The sequence below is a fragment of the Bacillus sp. LNXM12-1 genome (assembly GCF_003004375.1).
GTDB lineage: Bacteria > Bacillota > Bacilli > Bacillales > Bacillaceae > Bacillus.
Window position 1 is genome coordinate 42,353 of the sequence record NZ_PVWX01000002.1, and the last position, 25,329, is coordinate 67,681.

Below are 25,329 nucleotides of genomic sequence, written 5' to 3' on the forward strand. Positions count from 1 at the left end.
AAATCCCTCCTCTTTCAATCTATACGTTCCAATATAACATATCAGCTTTGTGCCATGCTGATAAAAAATTAGAGTTCTCTTTTATAAAACCACTTTATGGCCGATAAGAAATTTTTTTGAAATTGTTTCAGATGATGGCCCTCCCCTTGTTCGATGTGATATTGCAGCTGCCAATCCTGCATCCCTTTCTGTAATAAAAGGTCATGTAGTTGTTTGTTGAATAAAGGCATGTGCTGTTGAGCAGATGTTTTGCCTTTACCTTCTTCACTGCCTACAGATAAATAGACAAGGTGCTCCACACACTGAATGCTTTGTTGTTTAGCAAACGGTAGAAAATCTTGATACCAAAATGACCCAGAGATAGATGCGATGTTTTTAAAAAGGGCAGGGTGCATCAATAGGGTATAAATAGCAAATAGTCCACCTAATGAAGCACCTACGTGACTATGTTGATGACAGGTCTGCTTGACTGGATATTCTCTTTTGATATATGGGAGCAAGTCATTTGCTAAAAATGACATATACGTCTGTGCCTCGCCATTAAAGTCAGGAAACTCAGAACGCAGTGATGACGCCTTCCATGGTGTATATTCATCAAGTCGATTGAAGGGGTGTATGCCGACAATGATGATTGGCGAGATGGTATTGGCTTCGATCATTCTTTCGATCTCTAGCAGGTGTGTTCTAAACAAAGAAGAGCCATCTTGTACAAAGACAGCTGGAACATCAATAGAGGTGTCCTGTGGAAGGTAAATATCAAGCTGACGCCCATTAAACTCGTCATATAGAAACGTTCCGTTCATGTGTATTCTCTCCTCAAGGTTTTCAACTACGCTGAAAAGAAGACAAAGAGCTAAAAATAAAGATCATTTTAGCCCTTTGTCAACAATCTGATCGCGCAAATTGGCGCTTCTTTTTTTAGTTGTTTTTCTCTAACCATTTGACAGCTTTATCAAGGAAGGTTGTTTTGCTTAGTGCTGTTCCTCCTTGAAGCATAGGATCAACGACATTTGCATTGATGTGCCCATTTTTCACAGCTTTTAGGCTTGTCCAAATTTTATTTTGCTCTAAGTCCTTCAATGCGTTTGGATTCGATGAGTTTTCCGCTTTAGAGAACTGAACAAAAATATAGTCAGGATTTAGTTCGCCCAGGCGCTCCATCGAAATCATCGCTTGTGCTTTGGCTTTTTTGATATCACTTGGTGCTGAAAATCCTAAGTCCCCATATAAGGTAGAGTTGAAGTATACGTCTTCAGGATACACGTACAGGTCGCCCTGTCTAATGCGTAAAATGACAGCTGTTTTGTTGTTGCTTTTGTCTTTCAGGGTTTCTTTCGCTTGTTTGAGATCTTTCTGATAATCAGAAATGATGTTTTTGGCTTCTTCACTCTTTCCAGTCAGTGTACCGAGCAATAAAAGATTGCTTTCCCAGTCAGAAGAGACATGGGATACTGGGATCGTCGTTTGGACTTTATCCAGTTTTTTAATTGTTGCAGGCGGGAACTTTGTTGATCCGAGTATCACGTCTGGTTTTAGTTTTAAGATTTTCTCTAGGTTTGGTTCTGTTTTTTCACCGATGCCTTCTGTTTTCGCTGTGATGTCTTTAAATAATTCAGGGAATGTGCCGCCTACGGTAGAAGCACCAATAGGTTGGATACCAAGTAATTTTGCATCTTCCATTGATTCTAGGCTTCCAGCAATGACGATTCGTTTCACTGGTGTTTTGAGCTTGTACGTTTGATCTAAGTAATTGATTTTTGTTTCTGTTGCTTCAGCTGACTTGCTTTTGGCTGTGTTTGAAGCAGGTTTATTTTCTGTAGCACCACAGGCTGCTGTGGTGATCGTCATGATACAAAGGGTAAGCAATGCTAACCATTTTTTCATTTGTTTTCTCCTTTAACTGATAATTGTTCTCAATTAAAGATTGTATTAGGCTTTCGTCCTTTTAGCCATAGACAATTCTCTATCAAATGATGGACTTTTTACGGAAAAAAAGATAAAAGGTCCTGAATGACTCGTTGATGACTGGCTGCTGTGTATTCACGCCAAGGGTCAGAAGCGAGTGGATAGACTGCTTGTTGACTCACAGCCTTGAGATTTTGCCAAGCCTCCTGTTGCTTTAACTTTTGATAAAATGCAATGGTTTTTGGCTCCTTATGCAAGAAGAGGAAGATGGCGTCTGGGTCTAGCTGTTGTATGGAACGAATGCTGATTTTTTTTTCTATTAGCTGACCATCATTCTGAAAAGCTGGCAGAAGACCAATGTCATGAAAAATCACTTCTGACATGGTGCGATTTACAGACAAGTAGAGCTGATCTTGAAAGATACGAAGAGGCAGGACGGTTTTTGGTGGATGATCAACAAGGCATGCCTTTTTCGCTTGAATGACGATTTCCTCGTAATGAAGCAACCATTCTTCTGCTTCCTTCGCTTCGTTCAGGAACATAGCTGTTTGTCTGAATTGAGCGCGCCAATTCAATTGTGTGAATGGAACAAAGTGAACAGGACAGATGGTTTTCAACACTTGTTTTTCTTCCTCTGTCACATGATCATTGGCAATGATCAGCTCAGGTTTTGTTTCCTTTAATTGCTGTAAATTGGCTTCAGCGTGCTCGTTGATACGATGTGCACTCAGGTGAATCGGAATTTCTTCTGCATGATGCTCAAAATCATGTGCTGTCCATTTAGGATGAAGAGGGGCAGCATATGGGATGATATGAATTGGTGTGAGCTGACCGAGTATGGAATGACCATAGGCTGCAATTTTCCGCTGACGGCTTTTCATATAAGCAGAAGGGGTCATGCCAGTTTTTTTCTTAAAGATGCGGCTAAAGTAATAGGGATCTTGATAGCCGATTTCCAGTGCAATGTCTTTGAGCTTTGCATTGCTTTTTGCCATTAACTGTTTGGCTCTAGCCATCCTTTTCTTGGTGATATAATCAGTGACACTCACATCAAAATGCTTTTTAAATAGCTCACTGTAATGATTGGCGCTGATGCCAGCCATATGAGATAGACTTGTAAGGCTGAGGGGTTCTTCGGAATGTTGATCAATATATTGTTTTGTTTTGAAAAGGGCATGTGCCGTGTCACAAATATCTTCTTGATGCAGTACGAAAAGCTGCATAATGAGCTGTTGAAAAAGAGTTTGGCTTCTAAAAAAGCTAATGGATTCAGGTCTTTTCCATTCCTCTGTCATTTCAGGCAGTAAAGAATGAATTTGTTCAATCGAGCTAATATCGATAAATTGCCATACATTCAGTAAAGAACGGGCATGTTCAGTTGATACTTCTCCTATGTTTTGATCTTGCAGTGTGTAGAGCTGAAAGCGAAACAGATAGAGCTCGTGTTTTCGATAAGGCTCTGTTTTCAACATAAATGTTTCCCCAGGCATGATCGTATAGAGTGTCAGATTTTTCAATCGCCATTTTTGATCGTTCAATGTGAGCAAACCGCTGCCGCTTATGCTGAAGAGGAGGCAGAATGTATCTGATAGCTGTTGCTCCGTATGCGGAAGCTCTGCATTATTTATTTTTTCAGTATATGTTAATCGATAGATGAATTGTTCGGCATTTGCCATTGTACGTAATTGATTGTTATTTCCCATAAAACCACCTGATCTCTTAATGATTGATAAACATTCTCAATTAAATTGTAGCAGAAAGGGCTGGAAAGATGGTGATGTTTATTCTGTCAAAAAAGCACCCTGAGTGAGATCAGGGTGCGATGATTTATTCCGTTTTTCCATGTGCTAGGGCAGGTTCTTTTGTTAAGCTTAAAGGCCGTAAGTCCTGCCAGTGTGTCTGGATATAATCGATGCAGGCATTTCTAGTGTCTTCACCAAAGACCTTTTCCCATCCATCTGGCACTGGTGCAAATGATGGCCAAAGTGAATGCTGTCCTTGTTCATTGACAAGCACAAGAAAGACACCGTCTTCACGATCAAAGGGATTTGTCATTTGTCATCTCTCCTTTATTCTTAGTGCTTTTGTTTGACCCGATGCAGTGTGTTGTCTAAGATGACACCAATTTCTGCTAGGGGTTTAGGCTGGCACATGTCTTTGTGCCGGCAATGAATGTCGTGCTGTTCAATTTTTCCGTTGATATAAGGTGCCCATGCTTCGGGATCAATTGGTGTAAACCAATCTGGGATAATGGTAGATCTAAAGAATAATATATCTCCATGATAAGTTTTTGGCTGATATTCTCCGAGCAATCGAACTGAATTGACATAGGTTTCTTTTAGATTTCTAATGGCATCTTCACTTAAGCTTGCTAGTGCACTGCCATCTTTTTTCAAGATGTCGACGGCACTTTTCATTGTGAGCGGTTCATCTGTTAAGGTATCTGGATCATAACCGCCGAGCGCAAGAAGAGCGATTAGTGCTTCTTCTTCATCAGGTGCTTCTTTAATCGGTAAGAAATGGTTCGGATAGGCATCCAGCATCGCAACGAGTGAGATTTCTTCACCTTGCTGCTGGAGCTGTGTAGCCATTGCCTGTACAACGTTTCCGCCTAGTGACCAGCCAAGAAGATGATAAGGGCCTTTTGGCTGAATCGTTTGGATGTGCTTGATATAATCCGCAGCCATATCATCTAGTGTGCGCGGGTAGTCATCTTTTCTTGCGATTCCTCGTGCCTGTAATCCATAAATAGGGATGTCTTTCTCTAATGTATTCAAGAGACCTGCATAGCACCAGCTAAGACCACCTGCTGGGTGAACACAGAAGAGAGGATATCTTTCTCCATTTGTTCGTAGTGGCAGCAAGATTTCTAGTGCGTTTTCATCGCTTCCTGTTTCTAGTTTCTCTGCCAAACTTGCAACATTTGGTGCTTCAAACAACGTTCCGATGCTTAGTTTGACACCAAGTGCATCACGAATGCGGCTGATTAAACGAACCGCAAGTAAGGAATGCCCGCCAATGTCAAAAAAGCGATCGTCAATGCTGATTTTTGTCAAATCAAGCACCTCTTCAAAGAGATGACATAGGATTTCCTCCTTCGGATTTCTTGGGCCGCGGCCATCCGTTTGCTTTATATGCAATTGGGGTGCCGGCAGTGATTTTTGATCAAGCTTCCCGTTTGCTGTAAGTGGCATGGTATCAATCTGTACATATGCCGCAGGCACCATGTAATCAGGAAGACTGGCTGCGGCAAAATGACGAAGGGTCTCTGTATCGAAACAGTCTTCTTCAGTTGTTACGATATATGCGACTAAGCGTTTGTCACCAGGCTGATCCTCTCGCATAATGACGGCAACTTGTGCAACTGCATCGTGGCGTGCCAGAACGGCTTCGATTTCTCCAAGTTCAATCCTAAACCCGCGTATTTTAATTTGGTGATCAGCTCTGCCAATGTAATCAAGTGCCCCTTCTTCTGTCCAGCGTGCGAGGTCACCTGTACGATACATCCTTGTGCCAGGTGCTCCATAAGGGTCGGCAGGGAATCGATCTGAGGTCAGGTCAGGCCTGCTTAGATAACCTCTTGCCAAGCCAGCTCCAGCTACATACATTTCACCTGTCGTCCCAGGGGGAACAGGTTGTAGGTATTCATCTAGTACGTAAACGTGTAGATCAGGAATCGGTTCGCCTATTAAGCTACTGGATTTCTTTGCGATCATGTCTCGATTGAGTATATTGTACGTAACGTGTACGGTGGTTTCTGTAATGCCGTACATGTTAATTAGCTTTGGCTTACAGTCTGGGTGACGGCTGTACCAATCTTCTAATCTGCTAAGCTCTAATGCTTCACCGCCAAAGATGACATAGCGGAGTGATAATGCTTGACCAAGTGTCTGTTGTTCCTTGTCTATCTGCATGAGCTGATAGAAGGCAGAAGGTGTTTGATTAAGCACAGTCACACCTTCCTCGACTAGAAGCTGCAGCATCTCTTCTGGAGAGCGAGAGATGGTATGAGGTACAATGACAAGTCGACCTCCATATAAAAGTGGTCCCCATATTTCCCATACTGAAAAATCAAAGGCATACGAATGAAACATTGTCCAAACATCTTCTTCATCAAAATGGAACCAATGTGCAGTAGATGTCAGAAGACGGATGACATTTTGGTGTGGGATGACCACTCCTTTTGGTTTCCCTGTAGAACCGGATGTATAAATAATATAGGCCGGATGCAGAGAAGATAGTGGCTCAATTCTGTCTATATCAGCCGGATTGTGATTTGGCGTAGTCAGCAATTGATCGCTCGTTTCTTTTTCGTCTAACAAAATCAAATCGCAATCAGCAGGGAGATGCACTGCATCTGCTTTTGTTGTGATGCTGCAAACGGGTTTGGCATCTTGTATCATGTATGCCAGCCTGTCTGCTGGATAGTCAGGATCAAGCGGAACATAGGCTGCGCCTGCTTTATGAACGGCTAATAAGCTTACGAGCATATCGATTGATCTAGGCAGGGCAAGTGCAACGAACTGTTCTGGTCCAACGCCTCTTTCTATTAATAAATGAGCAAGTCGATTGGCTTTGTTGTTTAACTCTTCATAGGTAAGCTGTTGATTGCCATCCGTTACAGCCACTCGATCAGGGTATTGCTGCGCCGTTTTTTCAAATAAGGCTGGGAGACTAGGTGCTTGGTCTAACTGAGCGAATGTCTTTTTGTCAGGGAGAAATGTTTGTCGTTCTTTATCCGACAAAATGTTCACTTGACCAATCGGCAGGTGTGGGCGCTCAGCTACTTCTGTTAAAAAGCGCTTCATTCTGTCAGCGATTGCTCGAATGGTGCTTTGTTTAAATACATCTGTACTGAATTCAAACAAACCTGTTAATCCTGCTGCTGATCCAGTTTCAGTTCTTTGTTCTGTCAATTCGATGGTCAGATCAAATTTAGCTGACCCTACTGGTTTCACGTAGAGATCTGAGTCAAGTTGTGTCAGCTTCATTTCCGCCTTCGGTGTATTTTGGAAGGCAAGCATGACCTGGAACAATGGATTGCGTGATCTGGATCGGGTTGGATTTAGGATTTCGACTAGCCGTTCAAATGGCAGATCCTGATGCTCATAGGCTGCTAAGTCAACGTCTCGAACTCGCTTCAATAGCTCACTAAAGGTTGGATTACCAGCTGTATTTGTACGTAATACTAGTGTGTTCACAAACAATCCCACAATGTCGTCAAGTGCATCGTCATTCCGTCCAGCAATTGGACTGCCAATTGGGATATCTGTCCCCGCCCCAAGGCGTGTCAGTAATGCTGCAAGTGATGCTTGAAGCACCATGAACAAACTCACTTGATGCTGCTTTGCAAGCTCAAGGAGCAGCTGGTGTAAAGCGGGCTCAATCGTAAAGTCTATCGTAGCACCGTTGAAGCTTCCTTCCTGTGGACGCGGGAAGTCATAGGGAAGCTCCAGTTCTTCTGGCAGGTCATGTAAGGCACCTGTCCAATAGCTTAGTTGCTTGGCAAATAGACTATCCGTCTCTTCTTCACTGCCCAACAGCTTCTGCTGCCAAATAGCATAGTCAGCATATTGAACAGGTTCGGCTGGCAAGGAGAGTGATTTCCCTTGTATACGTGCTTCGTAAGCAGCAGCTAAGTCTCGTGTCAATGGTGCAAGTGACCAGCCGTCACCAGCGATGTGATGCAGCAATAGAAGCAGTACGGATCGATTTGCATCAAGCATGAATAAATCTGCTCGCAGTGCGGGTTCTTCTTCAATCTTAAAGCTATAGCGAATGGCTTCGTTTAACTGATTCTCAATTTGTTGATCGCTTGAAGCTGTGACATGGAGTTCAGGCTGAACACTTTTTGGATGTAAAATGACCTGTCTTGGCATGCCGCTCTTATTTGGAAAAATGGTTCTAAGGGTTTCATGTTTTTCAGTGATATCTGCCAATGCACCAATTAAAGCTTTTTGATCTAGTGTACCTGTCAGCTGAATGACAAGTGGGATATTGTAAGTTGGACTTGGCCCTTCAAGGCAATGAAGGAACCAGAGCCGTTTTTGGGCAAAGGATAACGGAATCTCATCTGGCTTGTTTTCTACCTGAAGCGGCGGCCGAATGTCCTTCGCTTTGTCAATGTGCTGCGCAAGCTCAGCAACTCGAGGTGATTCAAAAATGGTACTCATGCTTAGGTCTGCACCAAGTGTATCGCGTATACGTCTAAGCAGACGAGCGGCGAGTAAGGAATGTCCGCCTAAGTCAAAGAAACTATCATCTATGCCAATTTGAGATAGGCCAAGGGTTTCTGCAAATAAACTACATAACATGTCTTCTTGGGGCGTTCTAGGTGTACGGTCAGAACTAACTAAAGACATATTTGGTGCTGGTAATGCTTTGCGATCGATTTTGCCGTTTGGTGTAAGTGGAAGGTCTGGCAAAACGACAACAGCAGAAGGCACCATGTAATCAGGAAGTGATGCAGCCACAAACTGCCTGAGCTCTGAAGGGTGCAGAGAAGTGCCATCTGTCAGCACAACATACGCACAAAGCAGCTGTTGTCCAGGTTGATCCTCACGAACGATAACAGATGTATGCTTTATGGATTGGTGTTGCATAATCACGGTTTCGATTTCACCTAGTTCAATACGGAAGCCGCGGATTTTAATTTGATGATCGGCACGGCTGATATAATCAATTGAACCATCCTCACGCCATCTGGCTAAATCACCAGTACGATACATTCTCGTGCCTTTTGTACCGAATGGATCAGCCACAAAACGTTCAGCCGTTAAATCATATCGTCCAAGATATCCTCTGGATACTCCTTCACCTGCAATATAAAGTTCACCGATTGATCCTGCTGGGACAGGGTTTAGCCCTTCATCTAAAATGTAAATACTCGTATTCCAAATGGGTTTGCCAATTGGCGGCCCGCTATTCTCTTGATGTGCTGTGACATTTTCCATCGTAGACCAGATCGTCGTTTCTGTAGGTCCGTACAAATTGGTAATGTCGCATTGAAGAGATTGCAATGTGTGCAAAAGGGAGGCAGGGAGTGCTTCTCCGCCAACAAGAACACGCATACCTGTTATCACGTCAGGGTATTCATCTGCCAATACATGCCACAACGTTGGTGTTGCCTGCATGATTGTGACATGATGAGAACGAATCATGTCTGAAAGCTTTGCTGGCTCTTGTATGATTTCTTTTTTTGCCAATAAAAGAGCAGCCCCATGTAAGAGTGGGAGGAACATTTCTAGCCCGGAAATATCAAAGGCAATGGTCGTTACCGCTAAAAGCTGGTCTCCTTGATCTAATAAAAATGAATCTTGCATGGACAATATAAAGTTGATCACATTTCGTTTTGTTACAACAACACCCTTTGGTTTGCCTGTCGATCCTGACGTGTAGAGGATGTAAGCCGGGTGATGTGGAGAGCCTTCGTTCCAGGTCGGATTGAGATGCGGACTCCCTACGATCTCCTGATAAACAGTTGAATCATCGAGTTGAACGATGTGTGGATGGTCCAAACGGTCTGCGGTCTCTTTGACTGTGAGCAAGCACGCTGGTTTGGCATCATTTAGCATATAGGCGACACGATCGCTAGGGTAATCAGGGTCTAATGGCAGATATGCGGCTCCTGTTTTGACGACGGCTAACAGACTTACGACCATATCGATGGATCGAGGCAGAGCAATTGCGACAAATTGTTCTGGTCCGATGCCATGCCTTTTCAAATAATGAGCTAATTGATTTACCCGTTGATTTAACTCTTCGTAGGTCAAAGTGGTTCCTTCAAACTGTATTGCTTTTGCTTGTGGTGTTTTGCTGACTTGTTTTTCAAATAGTTCCCGTAAAGATTCTATTGGTAATTCTCGTTTTGTATCATTCCAGTGCTTGAGGATGTTCTCTTTTTCTTTAGACAAAAGAAGGTTGAATTGACTGATTGTCTGATCTTGTTCTAGTCCAGTTATTTCCTCGAGCAATTGAAGAAAACGATGCTGATGAGCGTCAACTGCTTGCTCTTTGTAAACGGCAGGGTTTGCATCAAAGTCGATTTGAAATCCGTTCCCGTCCGCGCGGTCGTATATGTTGATCGATAAATCATCTACGGGTCCTGCTGAAAGATTATGTGCTTGACCAATGCTCTGATCGAACATGAGATCATAATCAAATGGCATGATATTGATCTGTGGGCCGAATAATCGTTGATTTCTTCCGATGAGTTTAAAGTCTCTCCGCATGTCTTCGTGACGATATCTTTGATGAGGCCGAATGGCTTTCAGTTCATCAGATACTTGGCGAACAAGTGCTGAGAGCGTCATTTCTGGTTTGCATGTTAAACGAAGCGGTACTAGGTTCATGACCATTCCGGGTGTTTGCAAGGCGCAAGATCCAAGGCGCATCATAACAGGCAATCCTAAAACAATATCGTGTGCACCAGTCATACGATGCATATATAGAGCGGATGCGGCAAGAATCATTTCATGCCAGGTACAACCGAAAGCTTGAGCAATTTTTTTCATTTTGCTTACCTTTTCAGCATCATAGCTAGCGGTTTTTCGGATAAAATCATCTGAAGTTCTTGGGGCAAGCTCAGCAAGGCTCACAATTTCAGGTTGATCAGCAAAGCGATTTTTCCAAAACGCTCGATCCTCTTCATACCGATTGGACTGTTGATAGGTGATCTCCTCTTGGACTACGTCATGTAAGGCTCCAAATGTTTGAGGAGGCACAGGTGTCCCTTTCGATAGGGCTGAATAGACCTCAGCAACACGGCGTGCAATGAGCGAAAAGGCGAATCCATCAATGGCAATGTGATGAATGCGCTGATACCAGATAAATCGGTCGTCAGCAAGTTGAAAAAGTACTTCACGGAATAATACATCTTTCTCTAAAGAGACTGATGTTGAAAGATCTGCATTCATCCATGCTTTAGCCGCATCAAGCGGCTGTTTTTCATATTGTAAATTGATATATTGAAATGGAATCTCTTTCTTAGATGTAAACCATTGCTTTGGACCGTCAGTATCCTCAACGAAGCGCATATACAAGGAATCTGCTTCTAAGACAGTCTTTCTAATGGCTGCTTCAAAGTGTATGGGGTCAATATAACCTTTAATATCTATATACTCAGCTGTATTGAAAATGGGATTAGATGGATCAAGCTGCTGCGCATACCATATGCCTGATTGGGCACCGGTTAGTGGGAATGAATCGACTGACTGGATCGACAAGGGTCTATACCTCCTTTACATGTAATCGATATTTGGGATAGATGGCTGTTTTTCTGGGAAAAGAAGAGTTCGCCAATGAGTGAGCGTTGGATTTGCTGCAAGCTCAACGAAATTGACTGTCATTCCTTGCTGTCTCCACTTTTCCGCTAGGCTCATCATTCTAATAGAATCAAGCCCAAGGTAGACGAGATTCTCGTCAAGCGGTATTTCATTCGGCTTGATTTCGAGATACTCAGCTACTTGGTGAAGGATGGCCTCAAAAGATAGGTCATCGTCTGCTTCCTGTCCTGTTAAACGACTAATGATTTGGTTTGTCGTTGTGGTGACCGCACAGCGTTCAGCTGCATAGGTCATTGCCATTTTGTGATGCTTAAGTGAAAAGTCAGCAACGGCATCGGCGACAAAAAAGGTTTCAATATCGAGCATGAATGCTTCTGCGGCTGTCAGCATACAGCCAATATGTGCATATACGCCAGTAATGATCAGTTGATCACGCCCGCCTTCTTGAAGAATATCTAAAAAATTGGATTTTTTGAATGCGCTATAACGCCATTTTGTCAGCATTGTATCTGCTTCAGATGGAGCAAGCTGATCAATGATTTTTGTCAATGCTTCATCATCACCAAGTCCAGGTCCCCAAAAATCTGTTAATAAGGCACGATCCTTCGGGTCTTGGTCACCAGGTTGAGCTGTATAGACGACTGGAATTCCAAGTTCATTGCATGTATTACGTAATTGTTCAATATGTTGAACTAACTCTGTGATCGGTGATGTATCTTGTTGAAATGCATTTAAAAAATATTGTTGCATGTCATGTATCAGCAGAACAGCACGTTTCGGATCCGGTATCCAGTTCACTTTATTTTCGGGTAAATCTTGTGTGCTCGGCATTGGATACGCAGGAATAGTAGGGATTGCCATGGTTTTCACTCCTCTTTTTTTATACGTTGGCAGTATGGATTGCAGCTAATTCTCTTAATGCTTTTTTACTGACTTTGCCTACACCTGTTTGTGGGAACGCATCGATCCATTCAATGCGGTCGGGAATTTTATAGGCAGCGAGCCCGCGTTCTCTTAGAAATGACTTTAATGCGTGTGGTGCTGGCTTGTTGTTTCCTTTTGCAATAACAAAGGCACATGAGCGTTCGCCAAGAAATGGATCTGGCATGGACACCATGGCGGCATCATGAATGTCAGGGTGCGCAAGTAAATGGTTCTCAACTTCTTCAGCGGCAACCTTTTCGCCACCACGATTGATTTGATCCTTGTCTCTGCCTTCTACAACAACATTTCCTTCTTTGGTTAATCGCACGATGTCACCTGTTCTGTAAAAGCCATCGGGTGTAAATGCTTTTTTGTTTTGTTCATCAGCTTTATAGTAGCCACGAATCGTATAAGGTCCTCTTGTTAAAAGATGTCCAGCCACTTCATTCGGGACGGGCTTGTCCTCATCATCTACCACTAGTACCTCATCATATTCAGACATCGGGCGTCCTTGTGTATGAATAATGACATGTTCAGGATCATTTAATCTGGTATAGTTGACCAGACCTTCTGCCATGCCAAAAACTTGCTGTAATTTACACCCAAGGGCAGGCATCACTCGTTTTGCTGCCTCAGCACTGAATTTAGCACCACCTACTTGCAAGACCTCAAGGCTGGATAAGTCATCTGATCGATGAGGAGCAGCCTCTAGCCAAATCAATGCGATAGGTGGAACGACAGCGGTAATGGTTGCTCGTTCTTTTTCAATGAGTGGAAAGACTACATCAGGGCTTGATCCAGGTGCAAGAACGACTCTTCCACCTGCGTATAACGTCCCAAGGACTCCAGGCGAGCTTAATGGATAGTTGTGTGCAACTGGAAGTGTAGCTAGATACACACTATCTTGTGTAAGCTCGCACACCTCATTGCTTTTCCAAAGACTATACATATAGTCATCATGTGTGCGAGGAATGAGCTTTGAAAGGCCTGTGCTGCCTCCAGATAACTGAAGAAACGCAATATCGCTTGCCTCTACATGAATTTGAGGATCGAGTGATGGGTCTTTGCGCAGATCATCCAAGGAAAGGAATTCCTCAGCTTCCCCTGCGACAATGACATGAGGTAATGAGGAAAGCTTTTCTTTCACTTGACGTGCGAGTGATCGATAATCAAAGCCGCCATCGATATCTGGTATGACATATGCGTCTGCTTCGGCAAACTCAATGAAATAAGTGATTTCACTGCTTCTATGAGATGGTAGCGAGAAGACGGGTAAAGCACCGATTCGAAATAAAGCGAAAATGACTTCAAAAAAAGCAGGAATGTTAGGAAGCTGAACGACAACTCGACTTCCCTTTTGAATTCCAAGCTGATGAAAACCGGCGGCAAGACTGCTGACGCGCTCATCAAGTTCTTGGTAGCTCATGTGCGTATCAGCATATGTAATTGCTGTTTTATTCCCTAACGATGCGGCGCGTTCACGAAGCATGCCGCTAAAGGTTTCCCCACGCCAACAGCCGTTTTCACGGTAGCGTTTTGCAAATTCTTCTGGCCATGTAGGTGGTTGAACAAACATGTTTTGTCATCTCCTATGTATTTTTATAACTGATGGATGCCCATCGCATGAAGCATCGTGTTGAATTTTGCAGATGTTTCGGCTAGCTCTTCTTCTGCCTTTGATCCTTTGACCACTCCTGCACCAGCAAAGAGGCGAAGGGAGTGCCCCTCAGCTTCTGCACAACGAATGGTGACAATCCAATCACCATCACCATTTGCATCTGACCAACCGATCATTCCTGTGAAAAATCCTCGATCGAAGGGTTCAATCGCTTGGATTGCTTCACGAGCATCTGCTGTAGGTGTTCCGCATACTGCGGGTGTTGGATGAAGGCTAAGCGCTAAATCAATTGAGGATACACCTGCATCTGCTAATTCACCTTTAACGACAGTAGATAAATGCCACATCGTTTCTGTTTGTATGACGGATGGTGATGCAGGCACATCTAGTGTATGACAGTAAGGAGCAAGCGCTTTAGTGACAGCATCGACAACCACTGCATGCTCGTGTAAATCCTTCGCTGAAGTAAGGAGTTCATCGTGACGACGCTGGTCTTCTACTGGATCTGAACTGCGTGGCCGAGAACCAGCAAGTGGATTGGAAATAACAGTTGAACCAGTTTTTGAAAGAAGCAGCTCAGGGCTTGCCCCAAGCAGTGTGCGCTTTTGGGAAGATTCCGGGTCAGCTACATTTGTAGCAAACGTATAGCCAGTCGTATTATGACGAGCAAGTCGTTCAAGTATTGCTTTCGTATTAATTTCTCGATTTGATTTGAGATGGAGAGATCTAGAGAGTACGATTTTGCTAAGCTCTCCTTTCTCAATTTTAGCTAACCCTTCGTTCACACCATTCATGTAGACATCTGGAGAGGGGACAGGTGTCACCTCATAGGATGGAGCTGCAATTTCCGACTCCTCATCACCTTGATGAAATTCGAGTGGATCACTAAACTGTACATGGATTGGAACACTTAAACGAACGGGTTGCGCCGGATCAAACGGAACAGCACCAGCAACAATCGGTGTTCGAATACCAGCTTGTTTGGCAGCGTCAAATACGTGAGCTACCCTTGTGGATAGTTCATTTAGCTGATTGGTTTCAATATGCTGGAAAATCCCTTCTGCCAGTATCGTACGTTTAGGGGAAGCAAGGAAAAAAGCGCCTGGCTGATAGTCTTGAATCAACTGTACTTTTTCTTCTGACGACAATATTGAATGTTTCATGAAAAGGCCTCCTTTTTGATGAAATGCTAGATTCCGAGTGTTGCGCCACCATCAATCGTGAGATTCTGCATCGTAATATGACTGGATTGCTCAGATGCAAAGAAGATTACTGCATCAGCGATGTTTTGAGGATCAGCGATTTTTTGTAAAGGAATACCGGTTTTATACGTCTCTAATGAACCTTTAATCACCTGATCTGCTCCTTGTTCATCAGACCATAAAGCCCATTGCATAGGTGTTGCGGTAGAGCCAGGAGAGACGACATTGCATCTGATTCCATAGGCTGCTAGCTCTAATCCAAGCGTTTTTGTAAAGGAAGTAGCTGCGGCTTTTGATGCGGCATAGGCAGCCATATTCATTCTAGGGATGGCACCTGCGTTAGAGCTGACGGTCACAATGACCCCTTCTGATCTTTTCATCATGTATTTGGAGACAGCTTGAGATACGTAAAAGACACCATGTGTGTTGACTGCGAAGGTTTGTTGCCAGTCATCTGCACAAAGCTGGTCAATAGAACCGATTCGAAGAATGCCTGCTACATTGACTAGTAAATAAATGGGTCCGAGCTGCTTTTCAATTTGATCGACAATGTGCTGAACAGAAGCTTGATTGGTAATGTCACCTGGATAGGCAAAGGCGCGTATGCCTTCATCATTCATTTGTTGGATGGTGCTTTGCAGCTGATCTTCATTTGCGTCAACTGCTGCAATGATCGCACCTTCTTCGGATAGTCTTTTTGCGACTGCTTGCCCAATACCTTGTCCTGCACCTGTGATAAGGGCAATCTTTTGAGATAGACCACTATGTTTCATGTGTTCACTACCTTTCTTTCATGTCTGTGGTTGTTAAAGGATCATCATGATAGAGTGCAAAACGGAAAGCGTAATTCATCAGCACCGGTAAAACGGACGTATGTCCTTCTTCAGGGAACTCATGATAGGCCGTATGTAAGCCATATGAGGATAAAGGCAACATACGATTTGCTAGTGACTTTGCATGATCATTCATTTGACATGGATGATGTTTTTCTAGCTCACCTACACCTACAAACAGCCTTACATCCATAGGCACCTGACGTATACGGTTGGTGAATTGGTATTCTTTTTCTAGAAATAATTTTTTATTCCAGTGGATAGAAGGACTGCCCGCAATATATGTCTGATAAGCATCAGGGTGCTCAAATAGTGTGTGTAATACAAAAAGACCGCCAAGAGAATGCCCAAACAGTGTTTGACGACTCAGGTTGATCGGAAAGCGTTGCTCGATATAAGGCTTTACAGTCTTTTCTAAAAAAGAAAAGAAAGCAGAGGCCCCGCCATATGTATGGATGGAGAAGTCCTTTCTTTTGCCCCCAATGGAAGCATCAGGGCTGGTAAGAGTGAGATCATAATGCCTGAGCGGATGATAGGGCGCTTCTGTCTGATAGCCAATTCCAACAATGATGGCAGGTACGACACCTGTTTTTTCAGGTCTTCTTGACTGTAAACGAATGGCTTCGACCATTGTGCCAAAAAGTGAATTCCCATCAAGCACGTACATGACTGGAAAACCAGCCGCTGGAGGAGTAGTATTCGGTTTAAATATAAAAAGTCTGTATGGGTGTGCTGTGATATCCAGTTGCTCCGTCCCAGGTATAAAAAAAGGACGGCTTTCTCCGAAAAGTGAATCCTCAGTACCCATTCCTTCAGGGCGTTTGGACATATGTAAAAAATCTCCTTCCTCAAATTCGACCATCATACGATGATAAAAGCAGGCTTGCGGATATTGGATGAGTGTAGTAATTGAAGAATGGTTCCTCCAAATGAAAATGATTCTCAACTATCACGCAAGCAAATCAAATGATAATGGTTATCAATTATGAAGTCAAATGTTCATTAAGTTGTGTATTTGATATTTTAATCTTAATATTCAGAAAATAACGGACTAACTCACTAACAAATGATTTGAAATAGGGAATACCGGACCTTGTCATTTAAAAAGAGGAGAAATGTCAAAAGACCTTGACTGCCTCGGAATATTTACCATTTTCTTCTGTTTGATTCAGGAATAAATATAGGTTTTTCTTCTCGAAATAATTTTGAGAAAAAAAGAGTCTATAGACCCTCTTATATTTTTAGGCAAAAAGAGGAGGATTTTGCAAAAAGCTGGTGATCATATCTCACAACTTATTCAATATCATGCGTAGCTGTTTTAAAAGTGGCGAAGTATAGCATCAAAAATGACACAATTAAAAAAGTAAGGGAATGTACCCTTACTTTTTGATCAATTGGTGAACATGTCTGTAAACACCATTAAATTAGAATCCATCTGTGACATCATATTCGTAACGAATATCGGCTTTGACATTGCTCATAGTAGATCTCGCTGTAGCTTTTGCGTTGTACTTAAAGCTCCATTTTTGAGCGACTTTTAATTGATCTTCAAGAGAAATACGGTAAGAACCGCTTGTTGCAGAAGAAAAAAGTGATGTGTACCAAATATTACTTTCACTAGCCATCAGTTTGTGTGTGACATTCCCTTGGTTGGGTGTTTGGGTACTAGTTGTCGTAATCGATTTAACTACAGCACGTTTAGGAACTGTGGAATTATTAGTTAAATCCATTGTAATGACTGAAGAATCAACTCCTAAAAAATTTAAAGAAGAATTCCCCAAGTTGGTAGAAGTCCCCGTAAAATTGAATGTCCCATTCCCAGATTTAATACGATCTTGAATGGAAACAGTAAAGTACATATTCCCTGTATATGTACCACGGGTCACTTTCACAAAATAAGTCTCTGAAGTTGATGTAACTTCACCAGTATTAGCAAAAATAAAAGGCGTTACTGAATCAGGATTAATAACTTCGGACCCTGTCCTAGAATATTTAGAATTATACACCTCGATATTCATCCCTGTATATTGCTTATTATAAGAACTTCTGACATAAACTCTTTCACCTTTATTGATCGTAAACTGATAATACGCTTCATTTTCACCTTCAGGTAAGATTGTTGTATCTGGACGACTATTTTTCCAATATCCCATTGAACTTGCTGTGTTAGGACTGTTATTCCCTGTAATAGCTGCTTCCGCAGAATTAGGTGCAAAAAAACTAGTAACAAGCACTAATACCAATGCAGGTAATAAAAAACGTTTGAAGATAGTATTTGTCATATTTTAACCCTACTTGTAATAATTACTATATCGGATCAAAACTAACAAATTTTAACTAAATTGCCGATATATTTAATAATCACTATTTTTTTAAAAAGGAGAATCAAAATGAATATTAATACGTCATACACGGCAGGTGCTTCAAACAATCAGAACCGAATCGACTATAAAGGTCAATCAGCTATTAAAAGTACAAATGAGGTGATGACCGAAGCTGATAGACGGATGAAAATACTAGATGAAAAATACGAAAAAATAAATGAACAAAATAAACGATTCAAAGATCCTCAAGACCATATATATAATAAGTATAGAAACCCTTATTCTTCTTATTTCAGAAGTGATCTAACAAAACCGGAAAGAGAAGCTGCTTACATTATGGAAATGAGTTGGGCAAGGAATAATAAAGGAGGTCAATATGACTTTAATGACGCCATCTTCCGTAATGAAAAACGGTACGATCCTACCCAAGAAAGCGTAGAGAAAAAAATATTCAATCGGCAAAAGGTCAACGAACAATTGCAAGATTTATTCTCTAAAAACGGTATAACCATTCCTAAAAACACAAATTTAACTTTTACCATTGACCCAAATCATTTCAAATTATTGGTGAGTGGTTCAACAGACGAATCGCTGACCAAACAAATAGAAGACCTATTAAATACAACCAACAATACAAGAGAATTATTTTTCCACATCATGAAAAGCAGATCTGACGATTCTACTCAATTCACGCCTGATTCTCTTGCCAAATTCCACCTTGTTAATCAAATCAAAACGGTCACAGGCTACAATTTAAAAGATTTAAGCATTGTAAACGGTCAATTTGTAACGGATAAAGGGAAGAATATTTTTGATATATACAAAGAAGAACTCCTGAAAAATCCATACACAGCAGAAAATGCACGCATTGCCGCTTCACATTACGGAGCACAGCTATTTGATCTAGCCAAAAACGGCTTTGATTCAATTCCCGATTTGGTGCTATCTATTGGTTATCAAAACGGGTCTTTACAAGACATTGGGCAAAAAGAAAATTATGGAGTTAAGAAAACGATAGATTAAAAAAACGCATTCGAACATGCCGTGTTGGAGCATCGATCACAAGTGTGAACTTCAACAGATAAAAATCCGATACAGAAGGACTCTATAACAATTTATGTTACAGAGTCTTTTCTATTGAAATGCGTTAGTTTTGCTGTTCAGAAACACACTGTTCAACGAAACATCCTCATGGTAATTTTGACTATAGTCGATGTTTTTCACTTTTTTATTGATGAAAATGTTAAAATGATGAGTAGCGTATTTTTTTATGAAAGGACGGTGCTTGGCATGACGGAACTTCTCGATGACCGGCTGCCGCCGCAAAATATAGAAGCCGAGCAGGCCGTATTAGGTGCTGTTTTTTTAGAACCATCTGCGCTCACGCTCGCTTCTGAGGTATTAATTCCAGAGGATTTCTATAGAATGTCGCATCAAAAGATTTACAATGCGATGCTTGTACTTGGTGATAGAGGGGAACCGGTCGATCTTGTCACGGTGACTTCTGAACTTGCCAATACAGATTTACTAGAAGAGGTAGGCGGGATTTCGTATTTAACCGATATTGCGAACTCTGTCCCAACTGCCGCAAACATTGAATACTATGCAAAAATTGTAGAAGAGAAATCAATTTTAAGACGTCTGATCCGTACGGCGACAACCATTGCACAGGATGGGTACACGCGTGAGGATGAAGTAGAGGATCTGTTGAGTGATGCTGAAAAGACCATTATGGAAGTGGCGCAGCGTAAAAACTCAGGAGCCTTCCAAAACATTAAGGACGTTCTTGTTCAGACATATGATAATATTGAACAGCTTCATAACCGAAAAGGCGATATCACAGGGATTCCAACGGGATTCTCTGAGCTTGACCGGATGACTGCTGGATTCCAGCGAAATGACTTGATTATTGTCGCGGCTCGTCCATCAGTAGGGAAAACGGCTTTCGCATTGAACATCGCACAGAATGTCGCGACGAAGACAGACGAAAGTGTCGCCATCTTTAGTTTAGAGATGGGGGCTGAGCAGCTAGTTATGCGTATGCTTTGTGCAGAGGGAAATATCAATGCACAGAACCTAAGAACCGGTAATCTGACAGAAGAGGACTGGGGCAAGCTGACAATGGCGATGGGCTCGCTATCAAATAGTGGGATTTTCATTGATGATACACCTGGAATCAGGGTAAGTGAAATTCGCTCGAAATGCCGCCGTTTGAAGCAAGAAAACGGTCTTGGCATGATCCTGATTGACTACTTACAGCTCATTCAAGGGAGCGGACGATCAAGCGATAACCGTCAGCAAGAGGTTTCTGAAATCTCTAGGGCATTGAAATCGCTGGCAAGGGAGCTTGAAGTTCCGGTTATTGCTTTGTCTCAGCTTTCACGCGGAGTAGAGCAGCGTCAGGACAAACGTCCAATGATGTCTGATATTCGTGAATCAGGAAGTATCGAGCAGGATGCCGATATCGTGGCATTCCTTTATCGTGATGATTACTACGACAAAGAATCAGAGAATAAGAACATTATTGAAATCATCATTGCCAAACAGCGTAACGGTCCAGTTGGTACAGTATCACTGGCGTTCGTCAAAGAATATAACAAATTCGTCAATCTGGAAAGAAGGTTTGACGATGCGGGTGTTCCGCCCGGTGCTTAAAGCCCAGCTCAAGAAGCTGGGCTTTTTTTTGATGGATCTACATCGAAAGAATGATTGAAAAACGGTCGAAATGAGGAGGAGAGGGAGAGAGAGAAATCGTATACTAAAAGGAGAAAAGGAGTGATGACTGATGAAATTTCAACAGTTCGAAGCCGCTCAATTACGCATCGCACGTCCAACCGTCAACATGGAAGAGGTTGTTTCTTTTTATGAAAAAGGCTTAGGGCTCAAACGAATAGGTTCATTTGATCAGCATGAAGGATACGATGGTGTGATGCTGGGGCTTCCTCATCAGCATGTTCATTTAGAAATCACCAAACATGAAGAAGAAGAGAGCCTGCCCGTTCCGCATCCAGAACAGCTGCTTGTTTTTTATATTCCTGATGAACAGGAGTTTCAGCAGATGAAAGAGAGACTGATCTCATTTGGCGGACGGCAAGTCACCTCTACAAATCCATATTGGGAACGGGGAGGAGCAACCATTGAAGATCCAGATGGGTATCGCATTGTGCTCATGAACACAGAAGGAATTACCCCCGTTTAAAAGGAAGACTCCCATGCCCGGGAGTCTTTTCTGTTATGAACGAGGCGTGACACGCAGTTTCAGCTCTTTCAGTCCATACATGCTGCTGCTTGTCATCGGAACGTAAGAAAGGAGCTCTAACGCCTCATATCGTTCTAATAAAATCTTTATAGCTATACATGCTTCAAGACGTGCCAGTGGTGCGCCAAGACAGAAATGGATACCGTGCCTGAAACCAATATGAGGATTAGGGTGGCGGTGTATATCGAATTCATTTGAGTGAGGGGATGTTTATTTTAAAAGAGAATTTTAAGAATAAAAGAATAGTCTTACAATTTTATGTTAAAATATAATAAAATGGTTAAAAAGAAAAGGAGAACTAATGGATAGAATAACAAAGAACTATTTACAGGAGTTTATTAATGAGAATTCATTAGAGAGTTTAAATGATTCTCAAAAGTTTGAACATTTTTCAGGTGCTATAGTTACATCAACTCACTACACTGAACTGTTTTCAAGTTTTGATATTTCAATCGGTGGCGGTGATGATTGTGGCTTGGACTGTTTCGCGATATTAATCAATGGATCACTAGTAAACGATGTTGATGAAGTGCAGAACTTATATGAAGCTAATGGTTTTATAGAGTGTACATTTGTAATTACACAATCTGAGTCATCAAATAATTTCAATTCACAGAAAGTTGGGGCAATTGAAAATGGTATAATGGACATTTTTTCTGAAAAACCTGAAATGCCGCAAAACAATGCCATAAGAACGAAAATTCAAATTATAAATAAAATTTATTCTCTTAGTAGTAAATTTAGAAACGGGAACCCCTCTCTGTATATATATTATTTAACAACCGGTAGCTGGAGTGAAGATAGAAACCTAGTACAACGAAAAAGAAGACTGATTAAAACCATTTCAAGTTTAACTTTATTTAAACATGTCAGCTTCGAATATTTAGGAGCTTATGAAATTCAAAACCTGTATCGACAAATGAGAAATTCTATTGAAAGAGAAATTCAATTCATTAATAAAACTACATTGCCAGATCTGCCCCCAGAATATGAAGTTCAGCAAGCGTACAGCGGTTTTTTACAGATCAATGAATTTCTGAAATTAATTCATAATGACAGAGAGGAAATTATACATTCAATTTTTTATGATAATGTAAGGGATTTTCAAGAGTGGAATGGTATAAACATAGATATAAAAGAGACTTTAACAGATTCAAATAAATATGTATTATTTCCACTCCTTAATAATGGAATTACATTAGTTGCTAAAAAAATCGATGTTACGGGAAATAAATTCCTTATAAAAGATTATCAAATAGTAAATGGTTGCCAAACTAGTCATGTTATTCACTCTTCAAAGGGTGAGCTTATAGAAGGGATGTTAATTCCTATTAAACTAATAGCGACAGAGAATGAAGATGTAAAAAATAGTATAACTAAAGCAACAAATAGACAGACTGAAATAACTGAAGAGCAATTATTTGCATTATCAGACTTTCCAAAAAGACTCGAACAATATTTTACAACTTTTACAGATAACAAAAAATTATACTATGAAAGAAGATCTAAACAATATAATTTTAATCCAGATGTAGAGAAAGTTCGAGTTATCAACTCTACAATTTTAATCCGTTCATTTGCAGCAATGTTTTTAAATTTACAACACAGGACAACTAGAAATTATAAACTGTTACAAAAACAAATAGGTAAAGATATATTTAAGGATGATCATAAACTTGAAATGTATTATATATCAGCTTATGCCTATTACAAGATGGAGTATTTATTCAGGTCACAAATATTAAGTCCTACTCTTAAAGCTGCAAGATTTGCATTGCTAATGATTTTTAAAGAGTTAGCTATGAATAATTCAAAACAGCCCCAGTACTTCAATTCCAGAGAAATGGAAAGGTATTGTAATCAAATGATGGATATACTATGGGATAACGAAAAATGCAAAAATTTATTTATTGAATCATCTAAGATAATCTTAGAAATTTCCGGAGATAATTACAGTACCGATTTTGTGCGTACAGATTCTTTCACCAATCTAATCACTAGTTACTTTAAGAAAGAAAAAGTAACTCAGTAGAATATAAAGCCACCCTTATTAGGGTGGCTTTATTATTAAGCTACGTATTACATAATTTAACAAAGGAATACTTTTAGAAGATTGGCAAGAATTGCATGCGTCTTATGTGTATATTTTTCGATTTTATCAGCATTTGCAGGAACATGAAGAGGAGTATCAAATTCTTTTGAAACGAGGACGAGAGCTCAATATTCATGAAACGGTTCGTGCTTTTTTTGAAGAAAGCTTTTCTATGGGGTTAGAGGAAATCGCAGGCTCAAAGCCTCATCCACATCTCGTTCCAATCGACATGCAGCAGCAATTCGTCATTTCTGCTTATGTTGGAACAGCAGAATGGTGGTTGAGGACAGGGAGACCGTACTCACCTGATTTTATGGCAAGCTCGATGATTCATTTAATTGAAAATCAATAGAAATTAGGAACCATCAAAATAGTTGTTTTTACTCAAAATCTCCCTTTTTAAGCGCTGAAGAAGTGATTAAAGCGCTTTTTCTCATAATTAAAACGAACAAAATTTGATTTCGAGATATTAATGTTCGGATTTCACGTTGACTTTTTCGTTTTGCATTGATAAAATAAATGTGTTTGAAAGAGATAACGTTTTGAAAGGTTAACGGAGGTGCACGATATGTCTTCAGTAGTCGTAGTAGGTACGCAGTGGGGTGACGAAGGGAAAGGGAAAATTACCGATTTCCTTTCAGAAAATGCAGAGGTGATTGCCCGTTATCAAGGGGGGAACAATGCAGGTCACACGATCAAATTTGATGGAGTGACTTACAAGCTACACCTCATTCCGTCCGGTATTTTTTATCAAGAGAAAACTTGTGTCATCGGTAATGGAATGGTGGTTGATCCTAAAGCGTTGGTCACTGAGCTTGCGTATCTTCACGAACGGAATGTGAGTACAGATAACCTCAGAATCAGCAATAGAGCCCATGTGATTCTGCCTTACCATTTAAAATTGGACGAGGTGGAAGAAGAGCGGAAAGGGGCTAACAAGATCGGTACGACGAAAAAAGGAATCGGACCAGCTTATATGGACAAAGCAGCTCGTATCGGTATCCGTGTCGCAGATCTATTAGATCGTGAAGTATTTGAAGAGAAGCTTGCACGTAATCTAGAAGAGAAAAATCGTCTTTTAGAGAAAATGTACGACACAGAAGGCTTCAAGATTGAAGATATTTTAGACGAGTATTATGAATATGGCCAGCAAGTGAAAAAATATGTCGTGGACACATCTGTTGTCTTGAATGACGCACTAGATGAAGGCCGCCGTGTGCTATTTGAAGGAGCACAAGGCGTTATGCTTGATATCGATCAAGGGACATATCCATTTGTCACGTCATCTAACCCAGTGGCTGGAGGAGTGACGATTGGTTCTGGTGTAGGACCAACGAAAATTCAACATGTGGTCGGCGTGTCAAAAGCGTACACAACACGTGTTGGAGATGGCCCATTCCCGACAGAACTCCATGATGAAATTGGCGATCAAATCCGTGAGGTTGGCCGTGAATACGGTACAACAACTGGACGTCCGCGCCGTGTTGGCTGGTTTGACAGTGTCGTTGTCCGTCATGCTCGCCGTGTGAGCGGGATTACAGATCTATCTCTTAACTCAATTGATGTACTGACAGGGATTGAAACATTGAAAATCTGTGTCGCTTATAAATTGAACGGAGAAATCACAGAAGAATTTCCAGCAAGTCTAAATGAACTAGCGAAATGTGAGCCTGTCTACGAGGAAATGCCAGGATGGACAGAGGATATTACAGGCGTGAAGAATTTAAGCGAACTGCCTGAAAATGCCCGTCATTATTTAGAGCGCATTTCACAATTAACAGGTATTCCACTTTCCATTTTCTCAGTCGGACCAGATCGTTCCCAAACGAACGTTGTCCGCAGCGTGTACCGTCCATAATAATAGACTGATCAGACACCAGTAAAATTG

General features: G+C 41.4%; 17 protein-coding genes and 1 pseudogene. 6 read left to right on the plus strand and 12 right to left on the minus strand.

Annotated elements, in window-relative coordinates; all coding sequences use genetic code 11:
* Positions 1 to 68 precede the first annotated feature (68 nt).
* The 11 genes from C6Y07_RS07730 to C6Y07_RS07780 all read right to left on the minus strand — a co-directional run bounded on the left by C6Y07_RS07730 (position 69) and on the right by C6Y07_RS07780 (position 18,048).
* Positions 69 to 803 carry an alpha/beta hydrolase gene (locus C6Y07_RS07730; RefSeq protein ID WP_060597691.1) on the minus strand — a complete coding sequence of 245 codons (735 nt, stop codon included), beginning with the start codon at positions 801 to 803 and terminating at the stop codon, positions 69 to 71.
* A gap of 115 nt (positions 804 to 918) precedes the next feature.
* A complete protein-coding gene (locus C6Y07_RS07735; protein WP_034660636.1) occupies positions 919 to 1,884 on the minus strand; it encodes an ABC transporter substrate-binding protein in 966 nt (321 codons plus the stop codon).
* Positions 1,885 to 1,982: 98 nt separating this feature from the next.
* Complete coding sequence (locus C6Y07_RS07740) at positions 1,983 to 3,608, minus strand: AraC family transcriptional regulator (protein WP_106156511.1); 1,626 nt, start codon at positions 3,606 to 3,608, stop codon at positions 1,983 to 1,985.
* A 124-nt stretch (positions 3,609 to 3,732) separates the two neighbouring features.
* On the minus strand, positions 3,733 to 3,960 hold the full coding sequence (locus tag C6Y07_RS07745) for an MbtH family protein (RefSeq protein WP_025093680.1): 228 nt from the start codon (positions 3,958 to 3,960) through the stop codon (positions 3,733 to 3,735).
* A gap of 20 nt (positions 3,961 to 3,980) precedes the next feature.
* Positions 3,981 to 11,129: an amino acid adenylation domain-containing protein gene (locus C6Y07_RS07750; protein WP_106156513.1), complete on the minus strand. Its 7,149-nt coding sequence runs from the start codon at positions 11,127 to 11,129 to the stop codon at positions 3,981 to 3,983.
* A 15-nt stretch (positions 11,130 to 11,144) separates the two neighbouring features.
* A complete protein-coding gene (locus C6Y07_RS07755; protein WP_060597688.1) occupies positions 11,145 to 12,050 on the minus strand; it encodes an isochorismatase family protein in 906 nt (301 codons plus the stop codon).
* Positions 12,051 to 12,069: 19 nt separating this feature from the next.
* Positions 12,070 to 13,689, minus strand: a complete 1,620-nt coding sequence (locus C6Y07_RS07760) for a (2,3-dihydroxybenzoyl)adenylate synthase (protein ID WP_106031724.1) — start codon at positions 13,687 to 13,689, stop codon at positions 12,070 to 12,072.
* A 23-nt stretch (positions 13,690 to 13,712) separates the two neighbouring features.
* Positions 13,713 to 14,894 (minus strand): isochorismate synthase DhbC, encoded by a 1,182-nt coding sequence (dhbC, locus tag C6Y07_RS07765; protein ID WP_106156515.1) that lies wholly within the window; start codon positions 14,892 to 14,894, stop codon positions 13,713 to 13,715.
* Between the two features lie 26 nt (positions 14,895 to 14,920).
* Entirely contained in the window at positions 14,921 to 15,706 is a 786-nt protein-coding gene (locus C6Y07_RS07770; RefSeq protein WP_066031476.1) for a 2,3-dihydro-2,3-dihydroxybenzoate dehydrogenase, read from the minus strand.
* 7 nt (positions 15,707 to 15,713) lie between these two features.
* Positions 15,714 to 16,595, minus strand: a complete 882-nt coding sequence (locus tag C6Y07_RS07775; RefSeq protein ID WP_066031477.1) for an alpha/beta hydrolase — start codon at positions 16,593 to 16,595, stop codon at positions 15,714 to 15,716.
* Between the two features lie 595 nt (positions 16,596 to 17,190).
* Positions 17,191 to 18,048 (minus strand): hypothetical protein, encoded by an 858-nt coding sequence (locus tag C6Y07_RS07780; protein WP_066031478.1) that lies wholly within the window; start codon positions 18,046 to 18,048, stop codon positions 17,191 to 17,193.
* Positions 18,049 to 18,156: 108 nt separating this feature from the next.
* Here C6Y07_RS07780 and C6Y07_RS07785 point away from each other — a divergent pair, with 108 nt between their 5' ends.
* The 3 genes from C6Y07_RS07785 (at position 18,157) to C6Y07_RS07795 (ending at position 21,289) form a co-directional block, all read left to right on the plus strand.
* Positions 18,157 to 19,113, plus strand: a complete 957-nt coding sequence (locus tag C6Y07_RS07785) for a DUF4885 family protein (protein ID WP_060597684.1) — start codon at positions 18,157 to 18,159, stop codon at positions 19,111 to 19,113.
* A gap of 267 nt (positions 19,114 to 19,380) precedes the next feature.
* Positions 19,381 to 20,745: a replicative DNA helicase gene (dnaB, locus tag C6Y07_RS07790; RefSeq protein WP_003214779.1), complete on the plus strand. Its 1,365-nt coding sequence runs from the start codon at positions 19,381 to 19,383 to the stop codon at positions 20,743 to 20,745.
* A 130-nt stretch (positions 20,746 to 20,875) separates the two neighbouring features.
* A complete protein-coding gene (locus tag C6Y07_RS07795; protein WP_106042807.1) occupies positions 20,876 to 21,289 on the plus strand; it encodes a VOC family protein in 414 nt (137 codons plus the stop codon).
* A gap of 33 nt (positions 21,290 to 21,322) precedes the next feature.
* Here the strand turns inward: C6Y07_RS07795 and C6Y07_RS07800 are convergent.
* Positions 21,323 to 21,553, minus strand: a pseudogene (locus C6Y07_RS07800) (cytochrome P450); the annotation flags it as partial.
* Between the two features lie 97 nt (positions 21,554 to 21,650).
* Here C6Y07_RS07800 and C6Y07_RS07805 point away from each other — a divergent pair.
* The 3 genes from C6Y07_RS07805 to C6Y07_RS07815 all read left to right on the plus strand — a co-directional run bounded on the left by C6Y07_RS07805 (position 21,651) and on the right by C6Y07_RS07815 (position 25,299).
* The gene (locus C6Y07_RS07805; protein ID WP_106156517.1) at positions 21,651 to 23,381 is read left to right on the plus strand and encodes an AIPR family protein; all 1,731 of its coding nucleotides are present in this window, start codon (positions 21,651 to 21,653) and stop codon (positions 23,379 to 23,381) included.
* A 106-nt stretch (positions 23,382 to 23,487) separates the two neighbouring features.
* The gene (locus tag C6Y07_RS07810) at positions 23,488 to 23,793 is read left to right on the plus strand and encodes a TetR-like C-terminal domain-containing protein (protein ID WP_223254145.1); all 306 of its coding nucleotides are present in this window, start codon (positions 23,488 to 23,490) and stop codon (positions 23,791 to 23,793) included.
* A 216-nt stretch (positions 23,794 to 24,009) separates the two neighbouring features.
* The gene (locus C6Y07_RS07815; RefSeq protein ID WP_034660617.1) at positions 24,010 to 25,299 is read left to right on the plus strand and encodes an adenylosuccinate synthase; all 1,290 of its coding nucleotides are present in this window, start codon (positions 24,010 to 24,012) and stop codon (positions 25,297 to 25,299) included.
* Positions 25,300 to 25,329: the final 30 nt, after the last annotated feature.

Coding starts and splice junctions, on each gene's coding strand:
- C6Y07_RS07815 (WP_034660617.1), top strand. CDS start 24,010: ATGTCTTCAGTAGTCGTAGTAGGTACGCAGTGGGGTGACGAAGGGAAA.
- C6Y07_RS07780 (WP_066031478.1), bottom strand. CDS start 18,048: ATGACAAATACTATCTTCAAACGTTTTTTATTACCTGCATTGGTATTA.
- C6Y07_RS07730 (WP_060597691.1), bottom strand. CDS start 803: ATGAACGGAACGTTTCTATATGACGAGTTTAATGGGCGTCAGCTTGAT.
- C6Y07_RS07795 (WP_106042807.1), top strand. CDS start 20,876: ATGAAATTTCAACAGTTCGAAGCCGCTCAATTACGCATCGCACGTCCA.
- C6Y07_RS07735 (WP_034660636.1), bottom strand. CDS start 1,884: ATGAAAAAATGGTTAGCATTGCTTACCCTTTGTATCATGACGATCACC.
- C6Y07_RS07755 (WP_060597688.1), bottom strand. CDS start 12,050: ATGGCAATCCCTACTATTCCTGCGTATCCAATGCCGAGCACACAAGAT.
- C6Y07_RS07805 (WP_106156517.1), top strand. CDS start 21,651: ATGGATAGAATAACAAAGAACTATTTACAGGAGTTTATTAATGAGAAT.
- C6Y07_RS07760 (WP_106031724.1), bottom strand. CDS start 13,689: ATGTTTGTTCAACCACCTACATGGCCAGAAGAATTTGCAAAACGCTAC.
- dnaB (WP_003214779.1), top strand. CDS start 19,381: ATGACGGAACTTCTCGATGACCGGCTGCCGCCGCAAAATATAGAAGCC.
- C6Y07_RS07785 (WP_060597684.1), top strand. CDS start 18,157: ATGAATATTAATACGTCATACACGGCAGGTGCTTCAAACAATCAGAAC.
- C6Y07_RS07740 (WP_106156511.1), bottom strand. CDS start 3,608: ATGGGAAATAACAATCAATTACGTACAATGGCAAATGCCGAACAATTC.
- C6Y07_RS07775 (WP_066031477.1), bottom strand. CDS start 16,595: ATGTCCAAACGCCCTGAAGGAATGGGTACTGAGGATTCACTTTTCGGA.
- dhbC (WP_106156515.1), bottom strand. CDS start 14,894: ATGAAACATTCAATATTGTCGTCAGAAGAAAAAGTACAGTTGATTCAA.
- C6Y07_RS07770 (WP_066031476.1), bottom strand. CDS start 15,706: ATGAAACATAGTGGTCTATCTCAAAAGATTGCCCTTATCACAGGTGCA.
- C6Y07_RS07745 (WP_025093680.1), bottom strand. CDS start 3,960: ATGACAAATCCCTTTGATCGTGAAGACGGTGTCTTTCTTGTGCTTGTC.